Genomic DNA, 25,085 nt, shown 5'->3' with positions numbered 1-25,085 from the left:
CGGGCCGGTCCCGTCGCCCCGAATGACAATCAAAAGAAGAGGGCCTTTCAATGTCGGTGCAAGACCATGCAGTTTAACCACGGTTCCACTCGGGCGCGATTCAGCGCGCTGACCCTGTCGCTTACCCTGTCGGTACAGCTTCCCCTCCCCTCCTTGGCATGGGCCGAGGAGGCCGCAAGTACGACAATCGGCGAAGACAGCGCGGCGGTGGCGCTACCGGCGGTGACGGTAACCGCCCGGCGTGGTGAGGAAAAAGCCAAGGACGTTCCGTTCGGGCTGGCCGTGATCGATGGCGACTCGATCGAAACCGGGCGGATGCAAACGGTCGATGAGGCGCTTCGCAACGTCACAGGGGTCAGCGTCAATTCATCGGGCGGCCCCAATGATTACAACGTCCGTATCCGTGGCGTCGGCTCGCTCTATCAGATGAACATGGACGACAATTCGGTTGTGCTGAACGTCGATGGCGTCTCGATGTCGTCACGCAACCTGTCACTCGGCACGCTCGACGTCGATCAGGTCGAGGTGCTGAAGGGACCGCAGGGCACCCTGTTCGGCCGCAGCAGCGAGGCGGGCGCGATCAACATCACCACCCGCAAGCCGGGCCGGGTGATGGAAGGCTATGTCCGAGGCGAAATCGGCCAGCAGATGCAAAATCTGGAGGAAGGTGCGATCGGCGGCCCGGTCAGCGACACCCTCGCCGCCCGCATCGCCGTCCGCCGCACCGGGGCCGATTATTGGGTGAATAATGCCGAGGACGGCAAGCCGCTGACCCAAATGACCAACCTCGCGGTTCGCGGCAGCCTGTTGTGGGATCGCGGGACCGGGACCGACGCCCTGCTGACGGCGGAAGGAGAACGCGGCACCGGCGGCGTCAACAACATGATGCTGCGCCCCTATGGCGATCATCCCGCGCTCAACATCACGCCCGGTACCTTTGACGAAAACCGCAAGAGCAACAGCCGCACCTCGCTTGAGGTCAACCACGATCTGAGCGCCAGTCGGCTGACCTCGGTGACGGCGGCGACCACCACCAATTTCATCGGCTGGAAGGCCTATGATCGCGACCTGACCAAGGCGATGTTCGGCTTCCCGATGGAGATGCTGGTCCGCGATTCCGCGTTCGAACAGGCCTATAGCCAGGAACTGCGCCTGACCTCGCTGCCCGGAGCCAAAGTGTTCTGGGTCTCCGGCCTCAATGTCAGCCATTCCAACCGCTCGTTCGACAGCGCCTATGTCTCTCAAGGGGCGCGCCACGCCAAGCGCCGTTTCTCCTCCGACAGCGCGGGCCTGTTCGGCGAGATGACCTATCCGCTGACCGACGCGCTGAAGATCACCGGCGGCCTACGCCATTCCTGGGACTGGAAAAGCTATGACGCCGACTATGTCACCGCCGCCGGAGACCACAGCACCGACCAGCGCGGGGTCTATGCCAATTACATGACCGGCCGCGCGGGCCTGTCCTATGCGGTGACGGCGGCCACCAACCTCTATGGCACGGTGTCGCGCGGTTACAAATCGTCCGGCTTCAACGATTACGCTTCTCAGATCGCCGACGGCGTCCCCTACAAGGCGGCGACGGTGCAATCCTATGAGGTCGGCTTCAAGTCCGAGCCCGCCCGCCAGCCCTATACCCTGAACGGCGCTCTGTTCCTGACCCGGGTTAAGAACGACCACATGATGAGCTATAACAGCACCACCTTCGTCACCTCGGTGCTGAACGCCGACACCGAAAGCAAGGGTGCGGAACTGGAAGGGACGTGGCGGTTCGACAACGGCCTCGCCTTGTCGGGCGGGGTCACCTACACCCTTGCCCAGATCACCTCCGATGCCAGCGGGGTCAGCGGCGGCGACGTCGCCGCCGGGAACCGGGTTCCCGACGTGGCGCGCTGGAGCGGCAATCTGGCCCTGTCCTATATCAAGGATCTGCCCGATTTCCTCGGCCTGCCTGACCCGGCGATCAACGCCCGGATCAGCTATCGGGTGTCCGACAGCCGCCCCGCCGACGTACAGAACCACTTCAACCTCGCCCCCTACGGCAAGCTTGATTTGCATCTCGGCCTGATGGTCGCCAGCGCCGAAATCTATGCCTGGGCCGACAATCTGCTGAACGACCGTTACGACCTCTATGGCTATGGCGACTCGTCCTATCCCGGCGTGACCTACGGCAATCTCGCGCGCGGCCGCACCCTCGGTCTCGGCACCAGCTACAAATTCTGAGGAGAGCGCGGATGGAGCGCAAGACGACGTCGGCGACGTGGTGGCTGCTGACCAGCCTCTACACCACCCAATATCTCGGGCTCGGCTTCCTGGTGGTCGCCCTGGTGGCGATCCTGCGCGACCAGGGCGGCAGCCTCGACCAGATCGGCCTGATCTACATGCTGGGGCTGGTCTGGCCGCTGAAATTCCTGTGGGCGCCGCTGGTCGACCGTATCCGGTTCGGCCGCTGGGGACATTACCGGGTCTGGCTGCTGCTGACCCAAACCGGGCTGGCCCTGACCCTCGCGGCGATGGGACGGTTCGACGTGATCGGCGAGTTCTGGACCATCTATTTGCTTGGGTTGGCGGTGGCGGTGCTGTCGGCCTCGCAGGACATCGCCGTCGATGGCCTAGCCTGCCGATTGCTGGCACCGTCCGATCGCGGCTTCGGCAACGGCATCCAGATTGCCGGCAACCTGTTCGGCAACATGCTGGGCGGCGGTGTGGTTTTGATTACCTATCCCTATCTCGGCTGGCAGGGCAGCCTGCTGCTCCTCGCTGCCGGGACCTCCATCTCGCTGCTTCAATTGCTGTGGTACCGCGAGCCGAAATGGGCCATCGTCCCCACCGTCGGGGCCAATCTGTTCCGTTCCGTCGCCGCTTTCTGGAACCAGCCGGGCGGGCGGCTGTGGCTGCTGCTGCTGCTGCTCTATCCGATCGGCAGCAGCCTGGCCTACGCCCTGATCATCCCGATCCTGGTTGATGCCGGTTGGGAGATGGACCGGATCGGCTTCGCCGTCAACGTGCTCGGCTCGCTGGCCGGAATGGCGGCGGCGATGATTACCGGCTGGCTGCTGCCCCGGCTGGGCCGACGGCGCGGAATGATCTGGGCCGCCCTGCTGCAAATTCTCGGCATCGCAGCCCTCGCCCTGCCGGTGTTCGGCCTGACGGGAACCTTCAGCGTTACCACCGCCGTCTTGCTGTATTTCCTGCTTTACAATCCGGCGGCGACGGTCCTGTCCACCCTGATGATGGACCATGCCTCACCCGACCGCCCGGCCACCGATTACACCGTTCAGTACAGCCTGAACATGCTATTCGCGATGGCAACGATGTCGGGCGCAGCCGCTTTAGCCGGCCAGATCGGCTATAGCGGGGTACTCGGGCTGGCAGTGCTGGCCGGGCTGCTGGCGGCACTCCTATCGCTGCGCTATCGGCCTGACGCCAGCACGATGACGATCACGCCCCGGTATCGGCGGCAGCGGTGGTGGGAGAGGTCAGGTAAACGCTGAACAGCGGCGGGGATGGCTGCGCCGTCCCCGTCCCGGCCCCGAACCGGCGGCACGGCTGCTCTGCCTCCCTCATGCAGGCGGCTCCCCGGGACTGTTCCGGGCCTGGCCGCCGCGATCGCCTCGATCCTGAGGCCGGTAATGTATTGAAGATGTCAGTACAGTCCTGATAGGGTTACGGTCAGAGAGGAAGGTGCCTGATGACGTCGGCCAAACCGCACACCGGAAGAAGTCTCTCCCGCAAGGGCGACGTGATCCAGATCCGCACCTCGTCCGAGACCAAGGCCCTGCTGAACCGGGCGGCCGTGTTGCGGGGACAGAAATTGTCGGAATTCATGCTGGACAGCGCCCGCCGTCAGGCCGAGGAAACGTTGCTGGATCAGCGAGTATTCTTTCTGGAACCCGACGCGCACGAGCAGTTCCTGGCGATCCTTGACGCCCCCGCCGTGCCAAGCGACGAAATCCGTCAGATCCTGACCCGCCCGGCTCCCTGGGAGCGGTGATGCCGGAAGAGGAGGCATCCGAACGCAATCCGGCCCGGCGGGTTCGTTCGCCAGAGCGTTTGACCCCAAACCACGATCTGACCGCGTTCCAAAATGGTCGGCATCAGCCCCTGGACGATTGGCTGAAACGTCGGGCGCTTGCCAGCGAAGGCCTTTCGGCCCGGACCTACGTCGTCTGCGACGCCGACCATCCGGCGAGAGTGGTCGGCTATTACGCGCTGTCCACCGCGATGGAGCAACGGCTCGTTCTACCCAGCGCAAAGCTTCGGTCGGGAACGCCCGACGAAATCCCGCTGCTGCTGATCGGCCGCCTTGCCATCGATCAGGCGTGGCAGGGAACAGGTCTGGGCAGCGCCCTGGTGTCGGACGCTTTGCGCCGCTGCCTCGCCGCCTCGGACATCGCCGGGGTCCGCGCCGTGATCGTGCATGCCATCGACGACGGGGCGGTCGAATTCTACCGACGGCTCGGATTCATCCCCTCCCCGCTGGGGCCGCGCGTCCTGATCATGCCGATCGAATCCATTCACTGCGTCTTTTCCGGATATTAACCTGGGCGTCATCGGACCCAGGGGCAACATCGCGGGTGGATCATCCACCCGCGAATAGGATTTCACCATGAACGCGTCCGGATCGTGTTCGCCCCTTCGGTCCTCGTTACGCGGCATCGGGGCGGAACACATCCTCGAACGGGCGGCGGCGCTGCCGATGCGGCAGAACCAGAGTTTGCGCCTCGTCCAGATCGGCGGCGATGACCTCATCGCGCCCAGCCCAGGCGGCCAGAGCCTTGGCGGTCTTCAGCATCACGATGTCGGCGCGATGCCCATCGACTCCGGTCGCAAGGCAGCGATGGGCGATATCGAGCAAAATCGCATCCGTCGCGACAAGGCGGGGACGACGCGCGATCGCAGCGGCGATCCGGACGCGCAACGCCTCGGTCTCCTTCGCCCAACCCAGGCCGAACGATTCGGGATCGGCCTCGAACGCGGCGCGGCGCTTGATCACCTCGACCCGCTGTTCCGGCACGGCCAGCCCCTCGACCTGAACGCACAAGCCAAAACGGTCAAGCAATTGCGGGCGCAACTCGCCTTCTTCGGGGTTCATTGTGCCGATCAGGGTAAAGCGGGCGGGATGGCTGACGCTGATCCCTTCGCGTTCGATGGTGTTAACCCCCATCGCCGCCGAATCCAGCAGCACATCGACGACATGATCGTCGAGCAGATTGACCTCGTCGACATACAGAATGCCGCGATGGGCGGCGGCGAGCAGACCCGGCTCGATCCGCTTTTTGCCCTCGGTCAGGGCGTGTTCAAGGTCAAGGGTGCCCACCACCCGGTCTTCGGTGGCGCTGATCGGCAGTTCCACCACCCGCACCCGCCGGGTGACGGTGGGCAGAGACTCGCCCTCGGCGACCCGCGCCCGCACCTCGGAACTCATCGCCTTGGGATCATCGGGGTCGCTCTGGAACGGGCAGCCCTCGACCACAATGATATCGGGCAGCAGCGCGGCCAGCGCACGGACCGCCGTCGATTTGGCGGTCCCTTTCTCGCCCCGGATCAGCACGCCGGACAGGCTGGGATCGATCACGTTAAGGATCAACGCCGTCTTCAGCCGCTCCTGGCCGACGATCGCCGCGAAGGGATAGAGCGGACGGAGGGGGTCGATAAGGCTCACGGTTGGAACTCCTTGGCGAAATGAACCAGATCCTCGGCGCGAAGATCCTCGGCGCGAAGATCCTCGGTACGCAGGCAGGGGGCGGCCAACGCGGCGGCCAGCCGCCCGGCCAGATCAAGCCGGATCAGGCCGGGCGGCTCGGTGTCGATGACAATGAAGCGCGCGGCGGCAAACCGCTGCCCCAGCGCGGCGGCCAGACGCAGCGCCTCTTCGTGCGGCGGACCGCCGCCCAAACCGGCATTGGCGCGGCCATCGGTCAGGACCAGGACCAGCGGCCGGGTGGCGGGGTCGCGACGGCCGACCCGGTCGAGCAGACGAGCCGCTTCGACCAGACCGGCCGAGAGCGGGGTCCGTCCCCCCACCGGCAGATCGGCCAGCAGGCGGGCGGCGCGTTCGACCGACCCGGTGGGCGGCAGCACCGTTTCGGCCCCGGTGCCGCGAAACACCACCATCGCTACCCGGTCACGTTTTTGATAGGCGTCGAGCAGCAGGCTGAGAATCGCCGCCTTGGTCTCGACCATCCGCCGGTGTGCTCCCATCGAGCCCGAGCCATCGACGACGAACAGCAGGAACGACCCGACCCGTCGTTCGCGCCGCTTCTCGCGGATGTCTTCGGGACGGATGCGGATGGCCAGCCCCGGCCCCTCGTCCCTCCGGCGCAATTGATGCGGCGCGGCGGCGCGCAAGGTGGCGTCGAAGGCGATATCGTCGCGCTCGCGCAGGGGCGTGCTGGCGACCATCCGTCCCTGGCGACTGGCCGACAGCGAGCGGGCCCGCCGCCCCGACCCGGTGCGCAGCAATGCATCGCGCGGCTCGGACCCCAGCGGACGCGGCGTGAACGGCGTGCCGATGGACTGAACATCACCATCGTCCCCGGCAGGGCCAGGGGCTTGCTCCGCCGACTCGGCATCAGAGGGCGGAGGCGCCGCATCGTCGCCCTCCCCCGCCCCGCTCTCCTCCTGTTCCTCCGATCCGTCGGAATTCGGCGCAGACTCGCTCTCCCCGTCCTGGTCTGATTCCTCAGGGTCCTCGGACGGCGGCGGCGGCGGGGGCAGATCGGGCGTGGCCCCCCGCATCCGGTGCAGCAGCGCGAACGGCGCGACCTCGGTAACATCCTCGGCGGTGACGATGTCGCGACCGTCCCAGGCAGCATGAGCGCGGGCGGCGCGGGCGATCGCCAGATCGGCGCGATGACCGGCAACATGATTACGGCGGCAGATTTCGGCGATAAATCCCTGCATCGGACGCGGCAGGGTAATCTGGGGCAAAGCGGCCCGGGCGCGAACGATTCGCCCGGCCAGGACGGCTTGAGCCTCGGCCCAGCCCTGGGCGAAAGCGGTGCCGTCCTGCTCGAACGATTCCCGCGCCCGCATCAGGGCGACACGGATGGCGGGATCGCTCTCCCCGCTCACCGCGACCGCCAGCCCGAAACGGTCGAGCAATTGCGGGCGCAGGTCGCCTTCCTCGGGATTCATCGTGCCGATCAGGGTAATCCGGGCGGGATGGACCAGGCTTTGGCCTTCGCGCTCGACCCGGTTCACCCCACTTGCGGCAACATCAAGGATCGATTCGACCAGATGATCATCGAGCAGATTGACCTCGTCGATATACAGAATGCCCTGATCGGCGCGGGCCAGCAGACCCGGCTGGAAACGGGCCCGCCCCTCGGCCAGGGCCGCCTCCAGATCGATCGAGCCGATCACCCGATCCTCGGTGGCCCCCAGCGGCAGATCGACGAACGGGGCCGCCCGTCCCTCGGCAAGCCGGGGCAGCAGCGCGGCCAGACCCCGTGCGGCGGTCGATTTGGCGGTCCCCTTCTCGCCCCGGATCAGCACTCCGCCGATGGCGGGATCGATTGCCGCCAGCACCAGCGCCAACCTCATCCGCTCCTGACCGCACAACGCGGCGAAGGGATAGACGCTATCGGACACGAAAGACATGGGTCCACTCCTTGACAGCGCTCTCGGTCAGGATCGTCACCGCGCCGCCCTGAAACTCGCCCTCGACAGTCCCGCGCCGCTCTTCCTGATCGCCTTCGACCGCCAGCATCGCCGCCTGAAGCGCCGATAGCCGGGCCGCGTCGATCTGCCACAGGCCGCGCGCCTGGGCTTCGAGCAAACGGCGAACGATCTCGTCCAGCGCATGCGGGTTGGTTTGCATCAGCCAGTCGCGGGTGGCGCTATCGCCGACCAGACGATCATGCACCGCGTCGAACTGCGCCCGGCTGACGGCATGAGCGGTCGCCGACCAGCCGAACAGCCGGTTAACTCGGTCGCTCATCGCCTGGGCGCCGCCATAGCCTTGTGTCCTGGTCCGGGCCAGCCAGGCGGGATTGAGCAGGGTCAACGCCAGCGACTGGGTCAGTTCCTCGGCCAGCGAGCGGACCTCGCCCTCGGGACCGGTCTGACTGTCCGACCAAAACAGCCGCATCCGGCCCCCGCCCAGACCACGTCGCGCCGCCGCCGCCGCGCCGCCGCCCTCGATTCCGCAGGAACTCGACAGCAAATCAGCTTCGGGCGATCCCTGGCGCTGGCACCACAGATCGGTCCGCCGCAACGCCTCGGCATATTCGCCCAGCATCGCCTCGCCCCCGGCCAGCGCGACGCCGCCCGCGCCATAGGCCTGTCCGGCGCGGTTGACGACGATTTCGGCCAGATCGGCATCGCTGTCCCAGGCCGACGCATCAAGCGCCAGTCCCATCGCGCCGCCATAGCCGCCCTCGGCCGGACCGAACACGCGGGCCTGGGCCAGACGGCGCAGCACCGACCGCTCCGCACTCATCGTCTTGGCCAGAACCGCGAGACGCTCCTCGACATGGGCGCGCAGGAGATTGCGCTCGGGCGGCTCGTCCAGAGCGGCGACCAGGGCGACGGCGCGGTCGATCAGCCCGCACAGCCCCGGCAGGGTGTCGCGCACCACGCCGCTGATCTGCACCACCACATCAAGGCGGGGACGAGGCCGAACCGAGCCATCGGGATCGACGATCACCAGATCGGCCAGCGGGATCGGCTCGACCCCCTCGACCCGCCCATTGGCATCGCGACAGGGGCGGCAGCCCAGCAGCCACAAAGCCTGAGCAATGGTTTCCCCATCCGCCTGGAAGGCATCGCTTGACCACAGCGACAGGCCGACGGTGCGGGGAAACGGCTCGTCACTGTCGGTGCTCCAGGCCCGGAGCAGCTTTTCGCCCATCCGCGCCCCCACCGCCCAGGCGGCTTCGGTCGGAATGCGGCGCAGATCGACCCCGAACGGATTGCGCCCGGTGGGAAGGCACTCAACCCGACCTCGCGACAGATGCCCACCGGGACCGGGGGTGACGAACCGGCCGGACAGAGCCGCCAGCACCGCGTCCTGTTCGCCTCCGCTCTCGGCCAGGGCGGCGCGGAGACGATCCTCATCAACCGGCCGACCGTTTGTCCCCCGCGCCTCCGCGACATAAAGCCCGGCGACGGTATCGTCCGGCACCCGTCCCAACACATGCGGGTCGAGCGCCAGGGTTCGCGCCCGCAGGCTGCGCAATCGGCGCGGCAGGGACTCGATTGCGGTGTCCAATTCGGCGGCGGCGGGCGCGTCCCCGATCAGTCCCATCGCCCGCAGAGCAAGGCTCAACCGCGCCGCCAGTTCGCCCCGGCGCGCGCCCTCGGCCCCTTGATACTGACGGGTGATCTCTTCCAGTTCGTCCCAATCGCCGCCCAGACTGTCGGCGCGCGCCACTGGGGCACCAAGATGGCCGATGGTCACGGCACGGCCGCGACGACGCGCCATCATCGTCTCGCCCATCGCCGAAATCAGCGATGGCTGGATCACCGGCAGATCGCCCAGGCTGAGAACGGGGTAGCACGATTCGGACAAAGCGGTGCGCTTGCCCGGCAGATATTCGAGCGGGCTTTCGCTGCCCATCACCACCACGGCATCGATTGTGCGGCGCAGGAACCAGAACGTCGCCAGCCAATGGTGCGGCGGCGGAATTTGCGGATCGTGGAGGATGCGGCAGACCTCGCCGTCGCAGCGCGCCCGGTGACAGCCGCGCTTGGGTTCGGTCATCACCAGGATGTTGCCAAAGCGCAAACCACTGATCACCAGGGCGGGACCGCCGCCAACCGAGGCGGGCGCCACCATCGCCTGACCGGGAAAGGCTCCCCAGGCGGCGTCGATCGCGGTTCGCACCGGCTCGGGCAAGGATGCGAAATCGGCGCGGTAGCTCGCTTCGTCGATCAAAGCCAACGCACCACCCCGGGCGATGATTTCGCCCGTCGTGGTCCAGCGGAATTCCTGCACCGCGCGGTGGTCACGAATCAGATTGAGCAGGGCCGCGCCGTCGGCGGGAGGCGTGCCGACATCGTAGCCTTCGTCTCCCAAGCGATGGAGCAGCCGCACCGCGCTGTCCAGGGCATCAAGGCCGGGGGCGGAGCCGATCGTCGCTTCCATTCCTTTGCAGGGCGGATTGTGCAGCAGGATCGCGACGGATTTGTCGGCGTTTTCGCGCTCGCGCAGGCGGATCAGGGCGCGGGTCCGGCCAACCAGCCGGGCGATCTGATCGGCGACGGGAACGGCGCGGCGGATTTCTCCGTCGCCGCGCCAGGTGCAGGCGAACAAGGTGGGATCGGTGGTGCCCATCATCTCGGGCCGGGTCAGGCCAAAGATCACCGAAACCGGATTGAGCCCCCGCTCATCGGCGCGCCAGCCTTCCTCGTCATGGCTCCAATCGCGCAGAAGCTGAATCACCGGCACGGCGTGGGGGGTGAAGGGATCGGACTCGATGTCGGCTCCGTGCAGACCGGCGGCGTTCCAGATCGCGGCCAGCCGTGGCCCCAGTACCTCCAGCCCAAGCGACAGCGGATGATCGGGCCGCCCCCAGCCGCGCGCCAGATCGGAGGCACAGAACAGCGCCACCGGGACCAGCCCTGCCTCCTCCAGCCCACTGATCAGAGCATCGATCGCCGCCAGATCGTCGTTCAGCCAGGCATTGCGGTCGAACAATATCGCCACTGCCGGAGCCTCGGCGGCAAGACGCGAGGCGGCCCAGTCGAGATAAGCTGCGGAATCGTCCCAGGGCTGGGATGCGGCGGGATGATGGATTCCCAGCAGCAGCGGCTCGGTCGGCGGCGGCGGCCTTTGATCGATCCGACCGGCCCCCTGGAGCAGCGCCAGAACCGCATTTTCCAGGTCCGCCTCGGTCCCGGCGCGCAGATAGGACGACACCATCGTCCGGCAGGCGGCACGCGCATCGCCCAGGGCGGCCCGGCTTTCCAGCCCGGCGGCGACGGCGAACGGACAGCGTTGCGCCGCTGCGATCACCGCGCCGAACCCGGCCGAGGCGCGGGTGACCTCGACCCAGGCGGCATCGGCCAGGGCCACCGAGTCCTCGGCAAACGCCGTCCAATCGATCGCGGCCGACTGGCTGAGGACGCGAACCGCGATCCCCCGCACGGCAAGACGGGCGGCGGCCCGGTCCCAGACGCGGTCAAGCACCGGGTGACTGAACAGAAAAGTGACGCGGATCATCGGGACTCTCCGGGGGACGACATCGTGTCCTCGATCAGCCCTTCGGCATCCAGGAACAGGGTTTCCAGCCGGTCGCGATCGGCACCCGGCTCGGCCCACAGGCCGCGCCGGATCGCTTCGAGCAGGCGTTCGGCGATGGTGTGAAGGGCATGGGGATTATGACGGGCGAAAAAGTCGCGCATCTTCGGATCGAAGGCGTAGGTCCGCGCCATCTCGGCATATTGCCAATCGTCGAGAATGTTGCTGGTCGCGTCCCATTGGAAGCAATACTCGACCAGCTTGGCGAGGTCGCCCGCGCCCTTGTAGCCGTGGCGCATCATCCCCTCGATCCATTTCGGGTTCAGCACCCGCGTGCGGAAGATGAAGCGCCCTTCCTCGGCGGTCGAGCGCACGCGCGGACGGCGGGGATCGTTGGAATCGCCGGTATAACTGGCAACCGTGCCACCCCCCGCCGCCCGCACCGCCGCGTTCATCCCGCCGTGATAGGCGTTGTAATCGTCGCTGACGAAGATGTCGTGTTCGCGGGTGTCGGAATTCTTCACGGTCAGATCGAGCGCGCCCATCCGGCGGCGGAAGGACTCGCGGCTTTCCTCGCCATAGGTTCCGGCCCCATAGGCATGGCCGCCCCAATGCAGATAGATCTCGCCCAGATCGGCGGCGGTTTCCCAGCCGCCATCGCGCAACAGGGCGTTGACCCCGGCGCCGTAACAGCCCGGCCGGTCGCTGAACACGCGAAAGGCGGCCCGCCGCGCGATCTCGTCCTCGCCCAGCCCGGCGGCGCGCAATTCGGCGGTCTCGATCGCGACATTGCGGGCCAGCATATTCAGGGTCGGCGGCTCGGCCAAAGCGGCGATCATCCGCGTTGCCGTGTCGATCAGCTCCATCACATTGGGGAAGGTGTCGCGGAACAGACCGCTGGCCCGCACCGTGACGTCAAACCGGGGAAAGCGGCGTTCCTCCAACGGGATCGGCTCGACCCCGCTGACCCGTCCACTGCCGGCCTCCCACACCGGACGCGCCCCGATCAGATACAGAATTTGAGCGACATCGTCGCCCCGGGTCCGCATCGTCGGGCTCGACCACAACACCATGCCGATCTGTTCCGGCCAGCGCCCGTGATCGGCGCGATAGCGCTCGACCAGGGCGTCACCCATCGCTTGGCCCGACACCCATGCCTCGGCCGAGGGAATCTTCAGTGGGTCGAGCGAATAGAAATTGCGCCCGGTCGGCAGAACATCGATCGCGCCTCGCGTCGGTGCCCCGCCTGGACCGGGGGGAACGAACCGCCCGGCCAGACCACGGGCGGCAAATTCCAGTTCGTCGGTGGTGGCAAGGACACGGGGGCGGACATCGTCGCGAACGAAGCGGAGCGCACGGGCCACCCGAGCCGATCCGTTGAACCGCTCGGCGACGGCGTCGTCGAGCGCCGCGTCGCTCCACCCGGCGGCATCGAGCGCCGCCAAGGCCGCTTCGGCGCTGTCGATCATCCGGGCGATGGCCTGTCCCTTGGTGCCGCCGCCCGGCAAGGCTCCGCCGGGATCGTCGGTCAGTTCAAGCAGATCAAGACCGGCAGCGGCGGCGATCGCCTCCCACAGCGAGCCGCCCGCGCCATTGGGCAGCCGGGTCAGATGCACCAGGGTCGAGACCAGCCGGTCCCCCTCGGGCGGGCGGCCGAAGACGTGGAGCCCGTCATTGATCGCGGTAACCTCGATTTCGCTCAAATAGCCGTGCAGCCGCCCCAACGCCTCGGCCGCGTCATGGTCGAAATCGGCGCGCGTCAGCCCCATGTCGCGGTCGAGATGAGCGGCTTCGATCGCTTCCCACAGCCGGTCGAACACCAACGGCAGCTTGGCCGGGTCTTCCTGAGCGGTGAAATAAGCGGTTTCGATCTGGGTCTCGACCCGGGCCAGCGGCTCGGACAGATCGGCGCTGGTCTGCGCCGGAATCATGTGGTCGAGAATGCAGGCATAGGACCGCCGCTTGGCCTGCGTCCCCTCGCCGATGATCCCGACATTATAAGGATAGAGGTTGGGCAGATCGCGGATCGCCGCGTCGGGATGGCACCAATCCGACAGACCGACGCTTTTGCCCGGCATCCATTCCAGCGTGCCGTGGGTGCCGATGTGAAACACCGCCTGGGCGCCGAACCCGTCGCGCAGCCAGCGGTAATAAGCGAGGTAATGATGGGTCGCGGGCAGGAAGGGATCGTGCACCGCCTTCCCGTCCGGCTGCGCCACCGCATCATCGCCATCGTCCATCCGGGCGCGCGGCGGCTGCATACCGATGAAGACGTTGCCGTTGATCAGCCCGCCGACCAGGATCTCGCCATCATGGACGAAGGTTCGCCCCGGCGGCTCGCCCCATTTGGCGGCGATCTCGGCCCGCAATGTGTCGTTTCGCTCGCCATCCCAGCGGATCGCGGTGTCGCGATTGATCCGTGCCGCCGCCTTCTGCGACATCTGGGCGGGCGGCAGATAGCGCCGGTCGTTGGTCAGCCGTGACAGCAGATCGTGGGCCAGACTTTCGCCATCGGGATAGGAATGGTCGAGCCGATAGCCCTCGGCGGCGAGACGGTCGAGAATCGCCCGGACACTCTCGAAACTGTCCAGCCCCACCGCCGAGCCCAGGCAATCGTTGCGGGGCGGATAATGGTGGAACAGAATCGCCACCTTGCGCTCGGGCGGTGGAACCGAGCGCAGCCGCGCCCAGTTCAACGCCAGCGAGACGGCGTGACGGCACCGCTCCTCCACCGGGCGACGGCGGATCAGCCGGGTTCCGGTCGATCTATCCGGCTCGGCATGTTCGCGGGTGGCAACGACGCTGCCGATCAAACAACCGTCGAATTCCGGCTGGGCGACATTGGCAGAGACGTCGAGCGGAGTCACCGCCTGAAGGCTGTCCTCCCACTCGGCGCGCGGATTGGCGGTCAGGATCAGTTGCAGCACCGGCACGTCGAGATCGCCCAGCACCCGCGCCGTGTCGGCCCCCAATTGCGCCAGCGAGAAACTGAGCGGCGACAGCAATGCTCCGATCCGTCCGGCGAACCAGCGTGCGACCAGATCGGGCACCGACAATCCGCCCTGGGTCGCGCCACCGGCCCGGACGTGGAACAGGGCCAGCGCCAGCCCTCCCTGCCCTTCGATCTCGGCGATCAGGGCATCGTAGGTCTCCAGATCGCCCGACAGCCAATGCGGGCGATAGAACCACAGCCCGATCACCGGGCGGGTTTCTCCGTCGGCAAAGCGCCCACGCGCCCAGGCAAGATAGCTGTCCGGGTCGGAGGGACCGGCATAAGCGGGATGGTAAACCCCATCAATCGGCACCGGCGCAGGCGGCGGCGCGTCCTCGTCCCCCCTCACAAAGCGCAGCAGGTTGGCCAGATTCTCCGGCCCGCCCTGAGCCAGATAGGCGGTGCGGCGGCGATAGGCCGGGCTGCCGAAATCGCTGGAATGATCCTTGGCGATCGCCATCCCCTCGGGCGAGGCGGGCGCGGGCTGGACATGAACCAGCCGCCCGGCCGCCGCCGCAATGATCGTCTCGAACCCAGGAATCGATTCGGTCCCGCCATGGGGCAAGATGATGACGGCATGGGCCGTCGCGACCAGAGCCGCCGCCCGCTCGATCGCGGCACGGTCGAACAGATCGTCACGCGACCGCGCTGCCACCGCCAGCCCCAATCCGGGTCCGACGGTTCGCACCGCCTGTCCCAGATTGCCCAGAGAGGAACCGGTCGAATCGATCACGACGATCAGGGATTCAGGCTGGGACACGGATCGACTCCGAAGCGGAAGGATGATGGGCGGCGCGGCGCAGAACGCAATCAAGCGCCGACGCGGCGGACGAAACGATGGCGCGGGCCGGACACCGCCCCCGGCAACCGGACACGGCGCAAGCCCCGCAGAGGGTGCGGCTCGGACGCAAAGCGGACGCGGAAAGGTCCGGGTGATCGACGTTGCCCAGGCTGAACCCATCTTGTCCGACCAGACTGGAACAGGGCCACAGCCCACCGCCAGGGACCAGCACGGCGGCGCGTCCCCGTTCCGCCGCGCAGTAGGACTCGGTGGGGCCGCAGCCGACCATTCCCGCTTCACGCAGGACCAGCGGCTTTTGGCGGCGGCGATTGACCCAGTCGAGAGCTTCGACCAGCGCCGAATAGGCCCGCGCCAGATCGGCGGGGCGCGGCAAGGCGATGTCGGCCCCCCGCCCGAGCGGACGCAGGATGTCGAGCCCGAGCGAACGGGCCATCGCGAACCCGCCCAGCATCAGGGCCAGATCGACCAGACCGGGCAGCGTTTCCGCCGACAGAGTGACGGTTACTCCGAACGCGATCCCCTCCGCCTCCAGCCGATGCAGCCCGGCCAGTACCTGCGCCGTCTGTCCGCGCACCCGGTCATTGAGCGGCGGCGGGCCGTCGAGACTGACCCCGACCCCCAGGCGATGCCGACGCACCAGGGCGATGAAGCGGTCGTCGATGGCCAGACCGTTGGTCTGAATCGCGATCCGCCCGGCGCCAGCCGCCCGAGCCAGAGACGCGACCTGATTGACGATATCGGGCACCAGCCCCGGCTCGCCCCCGGCAATCTGGACTTGCGCACCCGGCGCAAGCCCCAGAGCGGCAATGGCCCGCCCGGCCAAAGCGGGGTCGAGATCCTCGCCCACCGGCCCGGCCCCCACGATAACAGGCGCGGCAGGACAATTGGCACCGCGTGGTTACCCACACCACCAACAGATCAAGCCCGGGACGAGGCATGGTCTCAGGCATCGACCTGGGCCAGCCCTTCCGGCACCACCATCAAGGCTCCGTCATGGGTTTCGATCCGGGCGGCGATGCCATAGATCCGGGCCAGAATAGGGGCGGTCAGCACCTCGCCCGGCGGACCATCGGCCACCACCCGCCCTTCGGCCAGCAGAACCAGCCGGGTGCAATGCCGCGCCGCCAGGGTCAGATCGTGCAGCACCACCACCGCCGCCCGGTCGCGTCCGGCCGACCGGCGCAGCAAATCCATCACCTGAATCTGATGACCGGGATCGAGCCCGGCGACCGGTTCGTCGGCAAACAGAAACGGAGCCTCGACCGCAAGGGCACGGGCCAGCAACACCCGCGCTCGCTCTCCCCCCGACAGGCTGGTCACCGACCGATCGCGCAGGTGGCTGATATCGGTGGCTTGGATTGCCCGTTCAATCGCCGCGATATCGCCCGGAGCAATCGCCTGCCAGGGGTCGAGGTGGGGCAGACGCCCCAGCGCCACCACCCGCTCGACACTCATCGGCCAGTGGCAATCGGGATTTTGCGCCAGATAGGCCATCGCCCCGGCGCGGGCACGCGACGGCCACTCGGCCAAGGACCGTCCGTCCAGACGGATGTCGCCGCGTTCCGGGCGAGCCAGACCGATCAGACAGCGCAGCAGAGTGGTCTTCCCCGCGCCGTTGGGGCCGATCAGCCCGACCACCTCGTTCGGATCGAGGCGGAAATCGACATCGTGCAGGATCGTGGCACCGTCGCGGACGAACGACAGACCGGTGGCTTCGAGGATCATGCCATCACCTTGCGGGTCTTCAGCACCAAAGCGAGGAAGAAGGGAGCCCCGACCAGCGCGGTCAGCACGCCCAGCTTCAGTTCAAGCTGGGTCGGGATCAGGCGCACCCCGATATCGGCGGCCAACAGCAGCGCCATACCCCCCAGCAGACTGGCGGGCAGCAACCGGCGCGGCTGATGGCCGACGAACGGGCGCAGCAGATGCGGCACAACGAGGCCGATAAAACCGATTGCGCCCGTCACCGCCACCCCGGCCCCCACGGCGAGACCGGTGCCCGCGACCAGGAAGAACCGCACCCGCCCCAGCGAAAAGCCCAGGGTCCGCGCGGTATCCTCGCCCAAGGCCAGGGCGTCGAGGGCTCGGCCCGACGACAGCAGCAACGCCGCTCCCACCGCCATGAACGGCAAGGACAGCGTGAAATGGTCGAGGCTGCGATCCTTCAGCGACCCCATCAGCCAAAAGACGATTTCCGATGCCGAATGCGGGTTCGGCGACAGGTTGATTGCCAACGAAATCACCGACCCGGCCAGCGAACTGACCGCGGTTCCGGCCAAAATCAGGGTCAGCACGCCGGGATCGCGCCCCGCCAGCAGATAAACCAGGGCGATGGCGAGTAGGGCGCCCACAATCGCCGCGACCGGCAACGCCAGCGGAAAGGCGGTATAGAGGCCGAAATACAGCACCAGCACCGCCCCAAGCGCCGCCGCCGAGGAGGCCCCGACCAGACCGGGTTCGGCCAGCGGATTGCGCAGCAAGCCTTGCAACGCCGCGCCGGACAGGCCCAGCGTACCGCCGACACAGATCGCCAGCAGGACACGCGGCAGACGCAATTCCTGCATGATGATCGTCGTCGGATCATCGCCGGGAGCGAACAATGCCGACAGCGGCACGTCGGCGGGACCAATCACCATCGACAGCACGGCCAGTATCGCGACCAGCCCGCCCAGCAGCAGGAGCAGGCGACCGTCATGGGCGGTGAACGAAGCCAGTCCCGAGGGGCGGGCGGACAAAATCGACCTCATCGTCTTCCTTCCAGAGTGGCGCGATGCGTGTCGACCAGGGTCGACAGGGTGTCGATGGCGATCGGTGTCGCGGCCCCGCCGCACAACCAGAACGCCATCGGAAACTGAATGCGGGCGACTTGCGGCAACCCGCGCCGCAGCGCCGGGTGAGCGAGAAAATCGGTAGCGATCCGAGGGTCGGCACGGTCGCGGAGTTGATCGTCGAGCAGCACCTGGGGGGCTGCCATCAGCACCGTTTCCATCTCGATCGTTCCGGCCAGCCTTTGCCCCAGTCGGGCCGCAACATTGTCGATTCCAGCGGTCTGCATGATCGAATCGACCAGGGTGTCCGCCCCATAGGCATAGCCGCCGCTGCGATAGACCAGCCCGTGCAGGTGGGTCTCGGGCCTGCGCGCGGCGGCGTCTTCCTGCTGATGGGCGATGCGGGCGGCCAGGGCACGGCCGCGCTCTTCATGGCCCAGCATCTTGGCGATATCGACGATCTGTTGCTTCGCCTGCTCGACATCGCGGGGCGGTTCCAGCCGTATCGCCCGAATCCCCAGCCGCTTGACCGTCATCGCGGTCGATCCGGTCCAGGTGCCGTAGAACAGCACGTCGGGACGCGCCCGGATGATCTCCTCGGCGCTGCGTTCGTTGCGGGGCAAGCCTTCGGCCAGGGCCTTGATCTCGGGCAAGGTGGTCACTTCCCCCCCCTTGGCCAGCGAGACGATCTGATCGCGGTCAGCCAGCACCAGAATCAACTGGTTGGCACAATTGTCGATCGACATCACCCGAACCTTATCCCCGGCCCCCGCCGGACCGGCCAGGCTCAGGATCAGGATGGAAAGGATCGTCAGGCGGTTCATGCGGTCCCCTCTCATTCGCTGCGGGCAACGACAACGCCGCCCAGTTGAAACCGGATTGGAACCACGATCGTCGCGGCACGGGTCTCGCCGCCCCGCCGCTCCGGGCGAAACCGCCAGCGCCGCACCGCTTCGACCGCCGCGTCGTCAAGGGTCTCGGACCCGCTGGAGGCAGCGACATCGACCGTTTCGACCCGACCGTTGGCATCAATGGCAATTCGAAGCTGAACCCGGCCTTCGAGCCCGCGCCGCCGTGCCGACAGCGGATAAGAAGGCGGCGGTGCGTCCAGCGGCTCGGCCTGTCGGTCGTCGCTCCGTCCCCCGCTGCCGTGAGCGTTTGGGTCGCCCGCCGGGGCACCGCCCTCGCTCGCCGACGCCTTCCCTTCCCCCGGCCCGCTTGGACCGGGTCCGCCCGATCCGGATTCGCCGGTGGCCGATGTCGCCTCGGCGGTTGGAGCGGCGGACACCGGCGCGGCCGACGGCGCCGGGACCGGAGCTGGAACGGGCCTAGACACGGCGTCCGGTCGGACCGGACGGGTGAGCTTGACGGGACTTCGCGGCACGACGACCGGAGCGGGAACCGCCGCAGGCACGGAGGGAACGGGCGCCGCCGTCGCTGCGGGAGCGGACGGGGATTGCCCCCCGGACTCCGACTGGGCCGCTCCGTCGGCTGCGCTGACCAGGGCGATTTCGACCACCGTCTCGGCGGGTGGCAACGCGGCCTGCCCCATTCCCCACAGCGCCAGCGCCAGCCCCCCGGCATGAAGGGCCAGCGAAAGCCCCCCACCGACGGCACCCTGGCGGGGGCTGACGGCGGGGACCGGCCTCATTTCATCGCCTCGCGAGCCAGGGTGAGCGGCTGGAACGCAACCTTGACCCCGGTAAAGAACGCGCGGCCCCCGGTCTCGGCATAGCCATAGGCGGATTCGTGATAATCCTCGGCCAGATTCTCGACCCGGCCATAGAGCTGAACCTGCTCGGTCACATCGTAACTGCCAGAAATGTCGAGCTGGACATATTGTCCCATCCGATTCGGAACCTTCGCCGAGGTCGAACGACTTTCCTGGAAGTCGGAACCGTAGATCGTCGAAACCGTCAGACGGGCCTTCTTCTCCAGAAAGCGCCAGGACAGATCATTGGCGACTTTATGGCGCGGGCGGCGCGGCAATTCCGCCCAGGTCGCCCGGTCATAGGCCTGGGTGTAGGTATAACTGGGCGAGACCTCCAGCGACCCGTCGTCATCGTTGAAGATCGTCCAGGTAAAGAAGGTCTCGACGCCATACGTCGTCGCTTTTGCCGTGTTCTGGTACTGTCCCGTATTGCCGATGGGGACGTAATTGATCAGGTTGTCGATGTCATTGCGGAACCACGTCACCCCGCTCTTGGCCGCGCCGCCCAACAGCTTCTGTTCGATTCCGACATCCCAGCCGCGCCCCTGTTCTGCCTTCAGTCCGGGATTGGACAGACCGGACGGGTAATATATCTGGAAGAGAAGCGGAGCCTTGAACGTCGTGCCATACGAGCCCTTCAGCGTCGTATCGGTGGGCAGGTGCCAGGCCAGGGTGGTGAACCAGGTCGGATTCCAGCCGAACACGTCGTGATCGGTGCCGCGCCAGCCTCCCCCCAGATCGAGTTGGTCGAACAGGTGGGCCTGATGCTGGAAGAACGGCGCGGTCGATTTCATCGACGAACTGGTGATCTTGCTTTTCTGCTGATACTGCCGCTGCCAGTAATAGTCGCGGTTATCCTCGTAGCCGATCGTCGTCACATGGTCCTTATTGAAGCGCAGATCGTTCTGCCACGAGGCGTTGACGGTTGTGCCAAGGTAAGCCGCACAGAGCGGCGAGCCCACGGTACAGCCCGAGGATGTCCCCCCCATGTTCCACTGATCGTTTCGAATCGCACTGGCATTGACGGTCTGGGTCCAGATCCCGTCCAACAAGGCGAGTGAGCCTTTGATCGCTCCGGTGTCGGTGTGTTTTGCCTTCGAGCGGTTGGTGTCGAGCGTGCCGGCCCCGGTTTTGCTGCCGTCCAATTCCGCCCAGAAATCAGTGTGCGAGCCTCGGATCTCGATCTCGGAATTGTCCGAGGGCGAAAAACCCACCTTGCCGTTGAAGGTGTTGTTTTGTGCCCCGTCGCGCTCGGTCCCCATTCCCCGGTCTTGGGAAGCGATCGACCATCCGGCGGTGCGGTAGCGCGACCAGCCAAAGGAATAATCGTAAGAGTCTCCACCGCCTCGGGCCGCGACATTCTCGCGGTTGGTGTCGTAACTGCCCAGTTCGGTCTGAGCCGTCACCGTCATCGGGCCTTTGCCCTTGCGGGTGACGATGTTGATGACGCCTCCGACCGCGTCCGACCCCCACTGTCCGGCGGCGGGGCCTCGCAAAACCTCGATCCGCTCGATATCGTCGGTGACCATCCAATCGAAATCGAAATTGTACATCGTGTCCTGGTAATTGACCCTCTGGCCATCGATCAACACCAGGGTATGGTTGGTTTCGGCGCCGCGTATCCTGACCTGCGCGGTCGATCCCATGCCGCCCTGCCGGGTCACCGACAGCCCAGGAACGCTTTTCAGAACCTCGTCGACCTTGGGAGTCTGGCGGGCATCAAGCTCGTCGCGCGTAATCACCGTCACCGAGCTACCGATCTGATCGACCGGCGTGGCGACGCGGGTGGCGGTCACCAGCATCTCGTCCATCGAGCCTTCGGTTTCGGCCCAAGCGGGACAGGTGGCCAGAACAGCCCCCGTCACCAACAGATGCGCCATCCGCCCGTTCTGCGTCATCCTCATCGTACGTTCACGCCCTTACGACCCATGCGTTGCCGACGACGCCTCGCCCCATCGGGCGAAACGCCATGCTCACGCGTCGTGCGAACGGATCGATTACTCGGCAAAACAGACTCGTCTTCCGCGCAAAAGACGCGGAATCACGGCCGGACAGGGATCACTCCCGCCGGTTCATTGGTCAGTGTCTGTTCAGGCCGAATATCATAACCACCCCCGCAGCGACGCAACAGCGCACCACCACGAGGCGACAATAATCGCTCCGACCGGGTATCCCGCCCGACGGATGGGTGATACTGGCAACGGCAGGTCTCCTGACTAAGGGATCGCTGGTCCTATCCCGCCTTCCCGGTTACCCAGTGGCGTCGTGGGAAGGACCTCCCCCCTTACAGTTGCGGGAACAGTCACGGACTTACACCGTGTTCCCTTTTGAACCCCGTCTCCGGGGACCGCTGCTGGCACCTGATTTACCCTGCACCGTCAGGGCTGTCAATCGACGCTGGAAAACTGTTTCTCGCCCGTTCTGTACTGGGTAATACCCCCTGGAAATAAGGGATGTGGACGTAGAATTTTCTCGGTCTTGCGAACGAGGAGATTCGGATGAAGAAGAGTCGGTTCACGGATGCCCAGATCATGGGGATCCTGCGTCAGGCGGAGGACGGTATCCCGGTCCTGACGCTGCGCCGCGAGCACCAGATGAGCAGCGCGACGTTCTACAAATGGCGGGCAAAATACGGCGGCATGGACGCCTCGATGATCTCGGAGATGAAGGGACTTGAGGACGAGAACCGGCGGCTGAAGAAGATGTTCGCCGAGCTCAGCATGCAGAATGAATTGCTACGTGAGGCTCTCGCAAAAAAATAACCCGGCCATCCCAGCGCCGGGAGATGGCCGAGACAGCCGTGGCGCGACGAGGGACCAGTATTGCGTTGGCGTGCCGGACGTTTGGGCTGAGTGAGACGTGCTATCGCTACAGCCCGAGGCTCTCCGACGAGAACAGCAGATCGCCGACCTTCTGGTTGGTCTCACCCAGGCCAGAAAGACCTGGGGGTTCGGCCTTTGCTTCCTGTATCTGCGCAATATTCAAGGGCATGGCTGGAACCATAAACGGGTCTATCGCGCGTTGGAACTGAACCTGCGGATCAAACCCCGAAAGCGGCTCAAATGCGACAAGCCCGACGAACTGACGGTGCCAGACGCCCCCAACCAGGTCTGGTCGATGGATTTCATGGCAGATCGTCTGGAGGATGGCAGGGCTTTCCGGCTGCTCAACGTGCTGGATGATTTCAATCGGGAGGGGCTCGGCATCGAAGTCGATTTCTCTCTGCCCGCCGAACGGGTCGTGCGTGTACTGAACCAGATCATCGAATGGCGCGGCAAACCTGGCGCTATTCGGGTCGACAACGGTCCCGAATATATCAGCGGCACCCTGATGAAATGGGCCGAAACGCACGGCATCGGCCTCCAACATATCCAGCCCGGCAAGCCGCAGCAGAACGCCTATGTCGAGCGTTACAACCGGACGGTTCGGCATGAATGGCTGGGGCAAATCCTCTTTGAAACCATCGCGGAGGTGCAGGATCACGCGACAGAATGGCTCTGGACCTACAACAACGACCGCCCCAATATGGGCATCGGCGGTATCACACCCGCCCAGAAGCTGAAATTGGCCGCCTGAATTCTATGTCCAACCCCCGTTAAAAATGGGGGGATTACCATAGAAAGTGCACGCCTTGCCGCGATATTCCCAGATCGTCGCCATGCCCCGAGCCGTCACGACCGACGGCGGCCCAAGCAAACCCTCCACATCGTCGGGCGTGAGGGTTTTGAACTGCTCCATCCGCAAATCCGGAATCGGCGGACCCGCGGGGCGTTTTGGCGGCGGCGTTGGACGAGGGGGGGGCGGAAGAATCAGCGACGGCACGACCGGTTCCGGAGCCGGCTCCGGTACGGGGGGCGGCTGAGTCGCGCAGGCAGCGACCATCCCGAGGATAGCCGCCACAACCAGACGATCCGGCCCCCGATGCGACATGGAGACGCCTCGGCAATATCTCACATGAAGATACAGCTTATGTGCTTTTATTTCTTTTGGTTGTGATGCAGATCACACGGCCGCGAGAATACGCCTAAATCCTCGCTCAGCCTGCACCTTGGGCGGCGACTTGAGCCCAGAAGCCGGTCTTCCGACCATGGGACTGACGCAACGCGAGCCGGTAGGCGTCATGGGGATCGAGCCCGTCCCAATCATTGATATCCGATGCCAGGGCATCGAGCCGGGCGAGATGGCGGGCCCCATGCCCATAGGCCGGCGACTTGGCGCGGGCCAGGATGTCGGCGAGCAGCGCGCGATAGAGGATGGTCGCGGCCAAGGGGTGGGCTTCGGCCAGGGCCTCAGCCGCCGGAACCAGGCAACTGTAATGACGCCCGTCCCAGTCCGCCCGATGCGACCGCACCAGCGCCGCCGCCCGGTCGAGGCGGGGCCAGCCGATAAAGAAATCGAGTGCGCCATAGGGATTGCGAAAGTCCTCGGCGAGGGCGAAAGCCCGATCCTGCTCATCGTACTCGATGAAATCCTCCAGCTTGCGGAGGTAGTCGCACAGCATCTGGGGATAGAGAGTGGCGGCGAAACACTCCCAGCGGAGCGTCTGCGCGGCGGCCCGTTCGTTCCGGGCGTCGAGAATCCGCGTTTCAAGGGCGATCCGCTCGACATCATGCAGGCGTCCGCTGGGTAAACTGTCTTCGCCGACCGCGACAACGCGGCAGCGGGATTTCCCATCCTCTCGCCGGACCCAGGCCAAAGCGTCGTCAAGCCGGCCGGCGGCGAACAGAGTTTCGGCCACCCGAACAGGATTCTGCTGCCAGGTGGGGCGCCGTTGCTCGAGCTCCAGATAGAGATCGAGGGTCTGTCGGGCCACGGCGATGGCTTGGCGCACCTCGAGAATGGAGTCGTTTTCCACCAGCCGCGCGAGGGTTTGATCCCAACCATCGAGCACCGGAGCCGACAGCAGCGGCACCACCGCGACCGCCATCTGGCACGCATATGGATGTGTCGCCTTGGACAGACTGACGACCAGGCGATCCGGGACGATCGCCTGGTCGGGTGGTTGCATCCGTTCGACCAATTCCGGCAATGCCTCGGCCGCTTGCCAGTAGACATCCTGAATCCGCCCGCTGGAATCGTCGATCCGCTCGAACAGCGACGCATGGCTGTCGATGAAGCGGAGCAGCCGCTGGACGGCAGCGGCGGGATCAAGCTCGGCAAGATCGACGCGGATGGTCTGGAGGGTGGCAGCCAGATCCTCGGCGAGCGCGCGTTCTTTTTCCCAGGCGATCATCGCCCTCCCCCGCTCCAGCGCAGCGAGACGGCGATCGATCAAGGCGGCAACGGCGGCCGGCCCCTTGGTCCCGGCCAGGGCAGCCTTGACCCGCTTACGAAAAGCCGGGTTGCCCTCCGCCTCCTCCAGGATCAACCGGGCGAGCACGTCCGTTCCCAGGGCGATCAGGGATTCAGGAGAAAGAGAGGTCTTGCCGGCCATGGGGTTCCGTCCCGCTCGAAATTCGGAAATCGGGCGACCTTGGCAGCGGAGACGGGACGGGGTCAAGCGGGGACGGCGGGAGGATTCCCGCACCAAATACGCTTTCGTCCGTTACCTATGTGTTACCTGTGCCGGGGATGGAACGCGAAAAAGGCGTTAGCTTTTCAGCTAACGCCTTGATTTCCTTGGTGTA

General features: G+C 66.1%; 15 protein-coding genes, 1 pseudogene and 1 riboswitch. Of the genes and pseudogenes, 5 read left to right on the top strand and 11 right to left on the bottom strand.

The window, feature by feature from the left end; genetic code table 11:
- The first annotated feature begins 66 nt into the window (after nt 1–66).
- The 4 genes from K678_RS08905 to K678_RS08890 all read left to right on the top strand — a co-directional run bounded on the left by K678_RS08905 (nt 67) and on the right by K678_RS08890 (nt 4,539).
- Nucleotides 67–2,220 (top strand): TonB-dependent receptor, encoded by a 2,154-nt coding sequence (locus tag K678_RS08905; RefSeq protein ID WP_021132130.1) that lies wholly within the window; start codon nt 67–69, stop codon nt 2,218–2,220.
- A gap of 11 nt (nt 2,221–2,231) precedes the next feature.
- Nucleotides 2,232–3,491, top strand: coding sequence for an MFS transporter (locus K678_RS08900; protein ID WP_021132129.1), 1,260 nt, complete (start codon nt 2,232–2,234; stop codon nt 3,489–3,491).
- Nucleotides 3,492–3,688: 197 nt separating this feature from the next.
- Nucleotides 3,689–3,991, top strand: a complete 303-nt coding sequence (locus K678_RS08895; protein WP_021132128.1) for a type II toxin-antitoxin system TacA family antitoxin — start codon at nt 3,689–3,691, stop codon at nt 3,989–3,991.
- Entirely contained in the window at nt 3,991–4,539 is a 549-nt protein-coding gene (locus tag K678_RS08890; RefSeq protein WP_021132127.1) for a GNAT family N-acetyltransferase, read from the top strand. Before K678_RS08895 ends, K678_RS08890 begins: the two co-directional genes overlap by 1 nt.
- A gap of 106 nt (nt 4,540–4,645) precedes the next feature.
- Here the strand turns inward: K678_RS08890 and K678_RS08885 are convergent, their stop codons facing one another.
- The 10 genes from K678_RS08885 to K678_RS08840 form a co-directional block, all read right to left on the bottom strand.
- Nucleotides 4,646–5,662: an ATP-binding protein gene (locus K678_RS08885; protein ID WP_021132126.1), complete on the bottom strand. Its 1,017-nt coding sequence runs from the start codon at nt 5,660–5,662 to the stop codon at nt 4,646–4,648.
- Nucleotides 5,659–7,602, bottom strand: coding sequence for a VWA domain-containing protein (locus K678_RS08880; protein ID WP_021132125.1), 1,944 nt, complete (start codon nt 7,600–7,602; stop codon nt 5,659–5,661). Before K678_RS08880 ends, K678_RS08885 begins: the two co-directional genes overlap by 4 nt.
- Nucleotides 7,583–11,167: a cobaltochelatase subunit CobN gene (locus tag K678_RS08875; protein ID WP_021132124.1), complete on the bottom strand. Its 3,585-nt coding sequence runs from the start codon at nt 11,165–11,167 to the stop codon at nt 7,583–7,585. The genes K678_RS08880 and K678_RS08875 overlap by 20 nt, the downstream gene beginning before the upstream one ends.
- Entirely contained in the window at nt 11,164–14,937 is a 3,774-nt protein-coding gene (cobN, locus tag K678_RS08870; protein ID WP_021132123.1) for a cobaltochelatase subunit CobN, read from the bottom strand. The genes K678_RS08875 and cobN overlap by 4 nt, the downstream gene beginning before the upstream one ends.
- Entirely contained in the window at nt 14,924–15,826 is a 903-nt protein-coding gene (locus tag K678_RS19040; RefSeq protein ID WP_039852598.1) for a radical SAM protein, read from the bottom strand. Before K678_RS19040 ends, cobN begins: the two co-directional genes overlap by 14 nt.
- Nucleotides 15,827–15,921: 95 nt before the next feature.
- A complete protein-coding gene (locus K678_RS08860) occupies nt 15,922–16,704 on the bottom strand; it encodes an ABC transporter ATP-binding protein (protein ID WP_021132121.1) in 783 nt (260 codons plus the stop codon).
- Complete coding sequence (locus K678_RS08855) at nt 16,701–17,726, bottom strand: FecCD family ABC transporter permease (RefSeq protein WP_021132120.1); 1,026 nt, start codon at nt 17,724–17,726, stop codon at nt 16,701–16,703. Before K678_RS08855 ends, K678_RS08860 begins: the two co-directional genes overlap by 4 nt.
- Nucleotides 17,723–18,571 carry an ABC transporter substrate-binding protein gene (locus K678_RS08850; RefSeq protein WP_021132119.1) on the bottom strand — a complete coding sequence of 283 codons (849 nt, stop codon included), beginning with the start codon at nt 18,569–18,571 and terminating at the stop codon, nt 17,723–17,725. The genes K678_RS08855 and K678_RS08850 overlap by 4 nt, the downstream gene beginning before the upstream one ends.
- Before the next feature lie 11 nt (nt 18,572–18,582).
- On the bottom strand, nt 18,583–19,398 hold the full coding sequence (locus K678_RS19035; protein WP_021132118.1) for an energy transducer TonB: 816 nt from the start codon (nt 19,396–19,398) through the stop codon (nt 18,583–18,585).
- Nucleotides 19,395–21,362 (bottom strand): TonB-dependent receptor plug domain-containing protein, encoded by a 1,968-nt coding sequence (locus K678_RS08840; protein WP_081673220.1) that lies wholly within the window; start codon nt 21,360–21,362, stop codon nt 19,395–19,397. The genes K678_RS19035 and K678_RS08840 overlap by 4 nt, the downstream gene beginning before the upstream one ends.
- Before the next feature lie 281 nt (nt 21,363–21,643).
- A riboswitch (cobalamin riboswitch) is annotated at nt 21,644–21,825 on the bottom strand.
- A gap of 131 nt (nt 21,826–21,956) precedes the next feature.
- Between K678_RS08840 and K678_RS08830 the strand changes: the two are divergent.
- Nucleotides 21,957–23,034, top strand: a pseudogene (locus tag K678_RS08830) (IS3 family transposase).
- Between the two features lie 460 nt (nt 23,035–23,494).
- On the opposite strand, the gene K678_RS08825 reads toward K678_RS08830, so the two are convergent.
- Nucleotides 23,495–24,892: a DUF6880 family protein gene (locus K678_RS08825; protein WP_021132114.1), complete on the bottom strand. Its 1,398-nt coding sequence runs from the start codon at nt 24,890–24,892 to the stop codon at nt 23,495–23,497.
- Nucleotides 24,893–25,085: the final 193 nt, after the last annotated feature.

This window comes from Magnetospirillum fulvum MGU-K5 (genome assembly GCF_000442515.1).
GTDB lineage: Bacteria > Pseudomonadota > Alphaproteobacteria > Rhodospirillales > Magnetospirillaceae > Phaeospirillum > Phaeospirillum fulvum_B.
The sequence above is the reverse complement of the archived record's forward strand: the minus strand, read 5'-3'. Positions and strand labels throughout refer to the sequence as shown.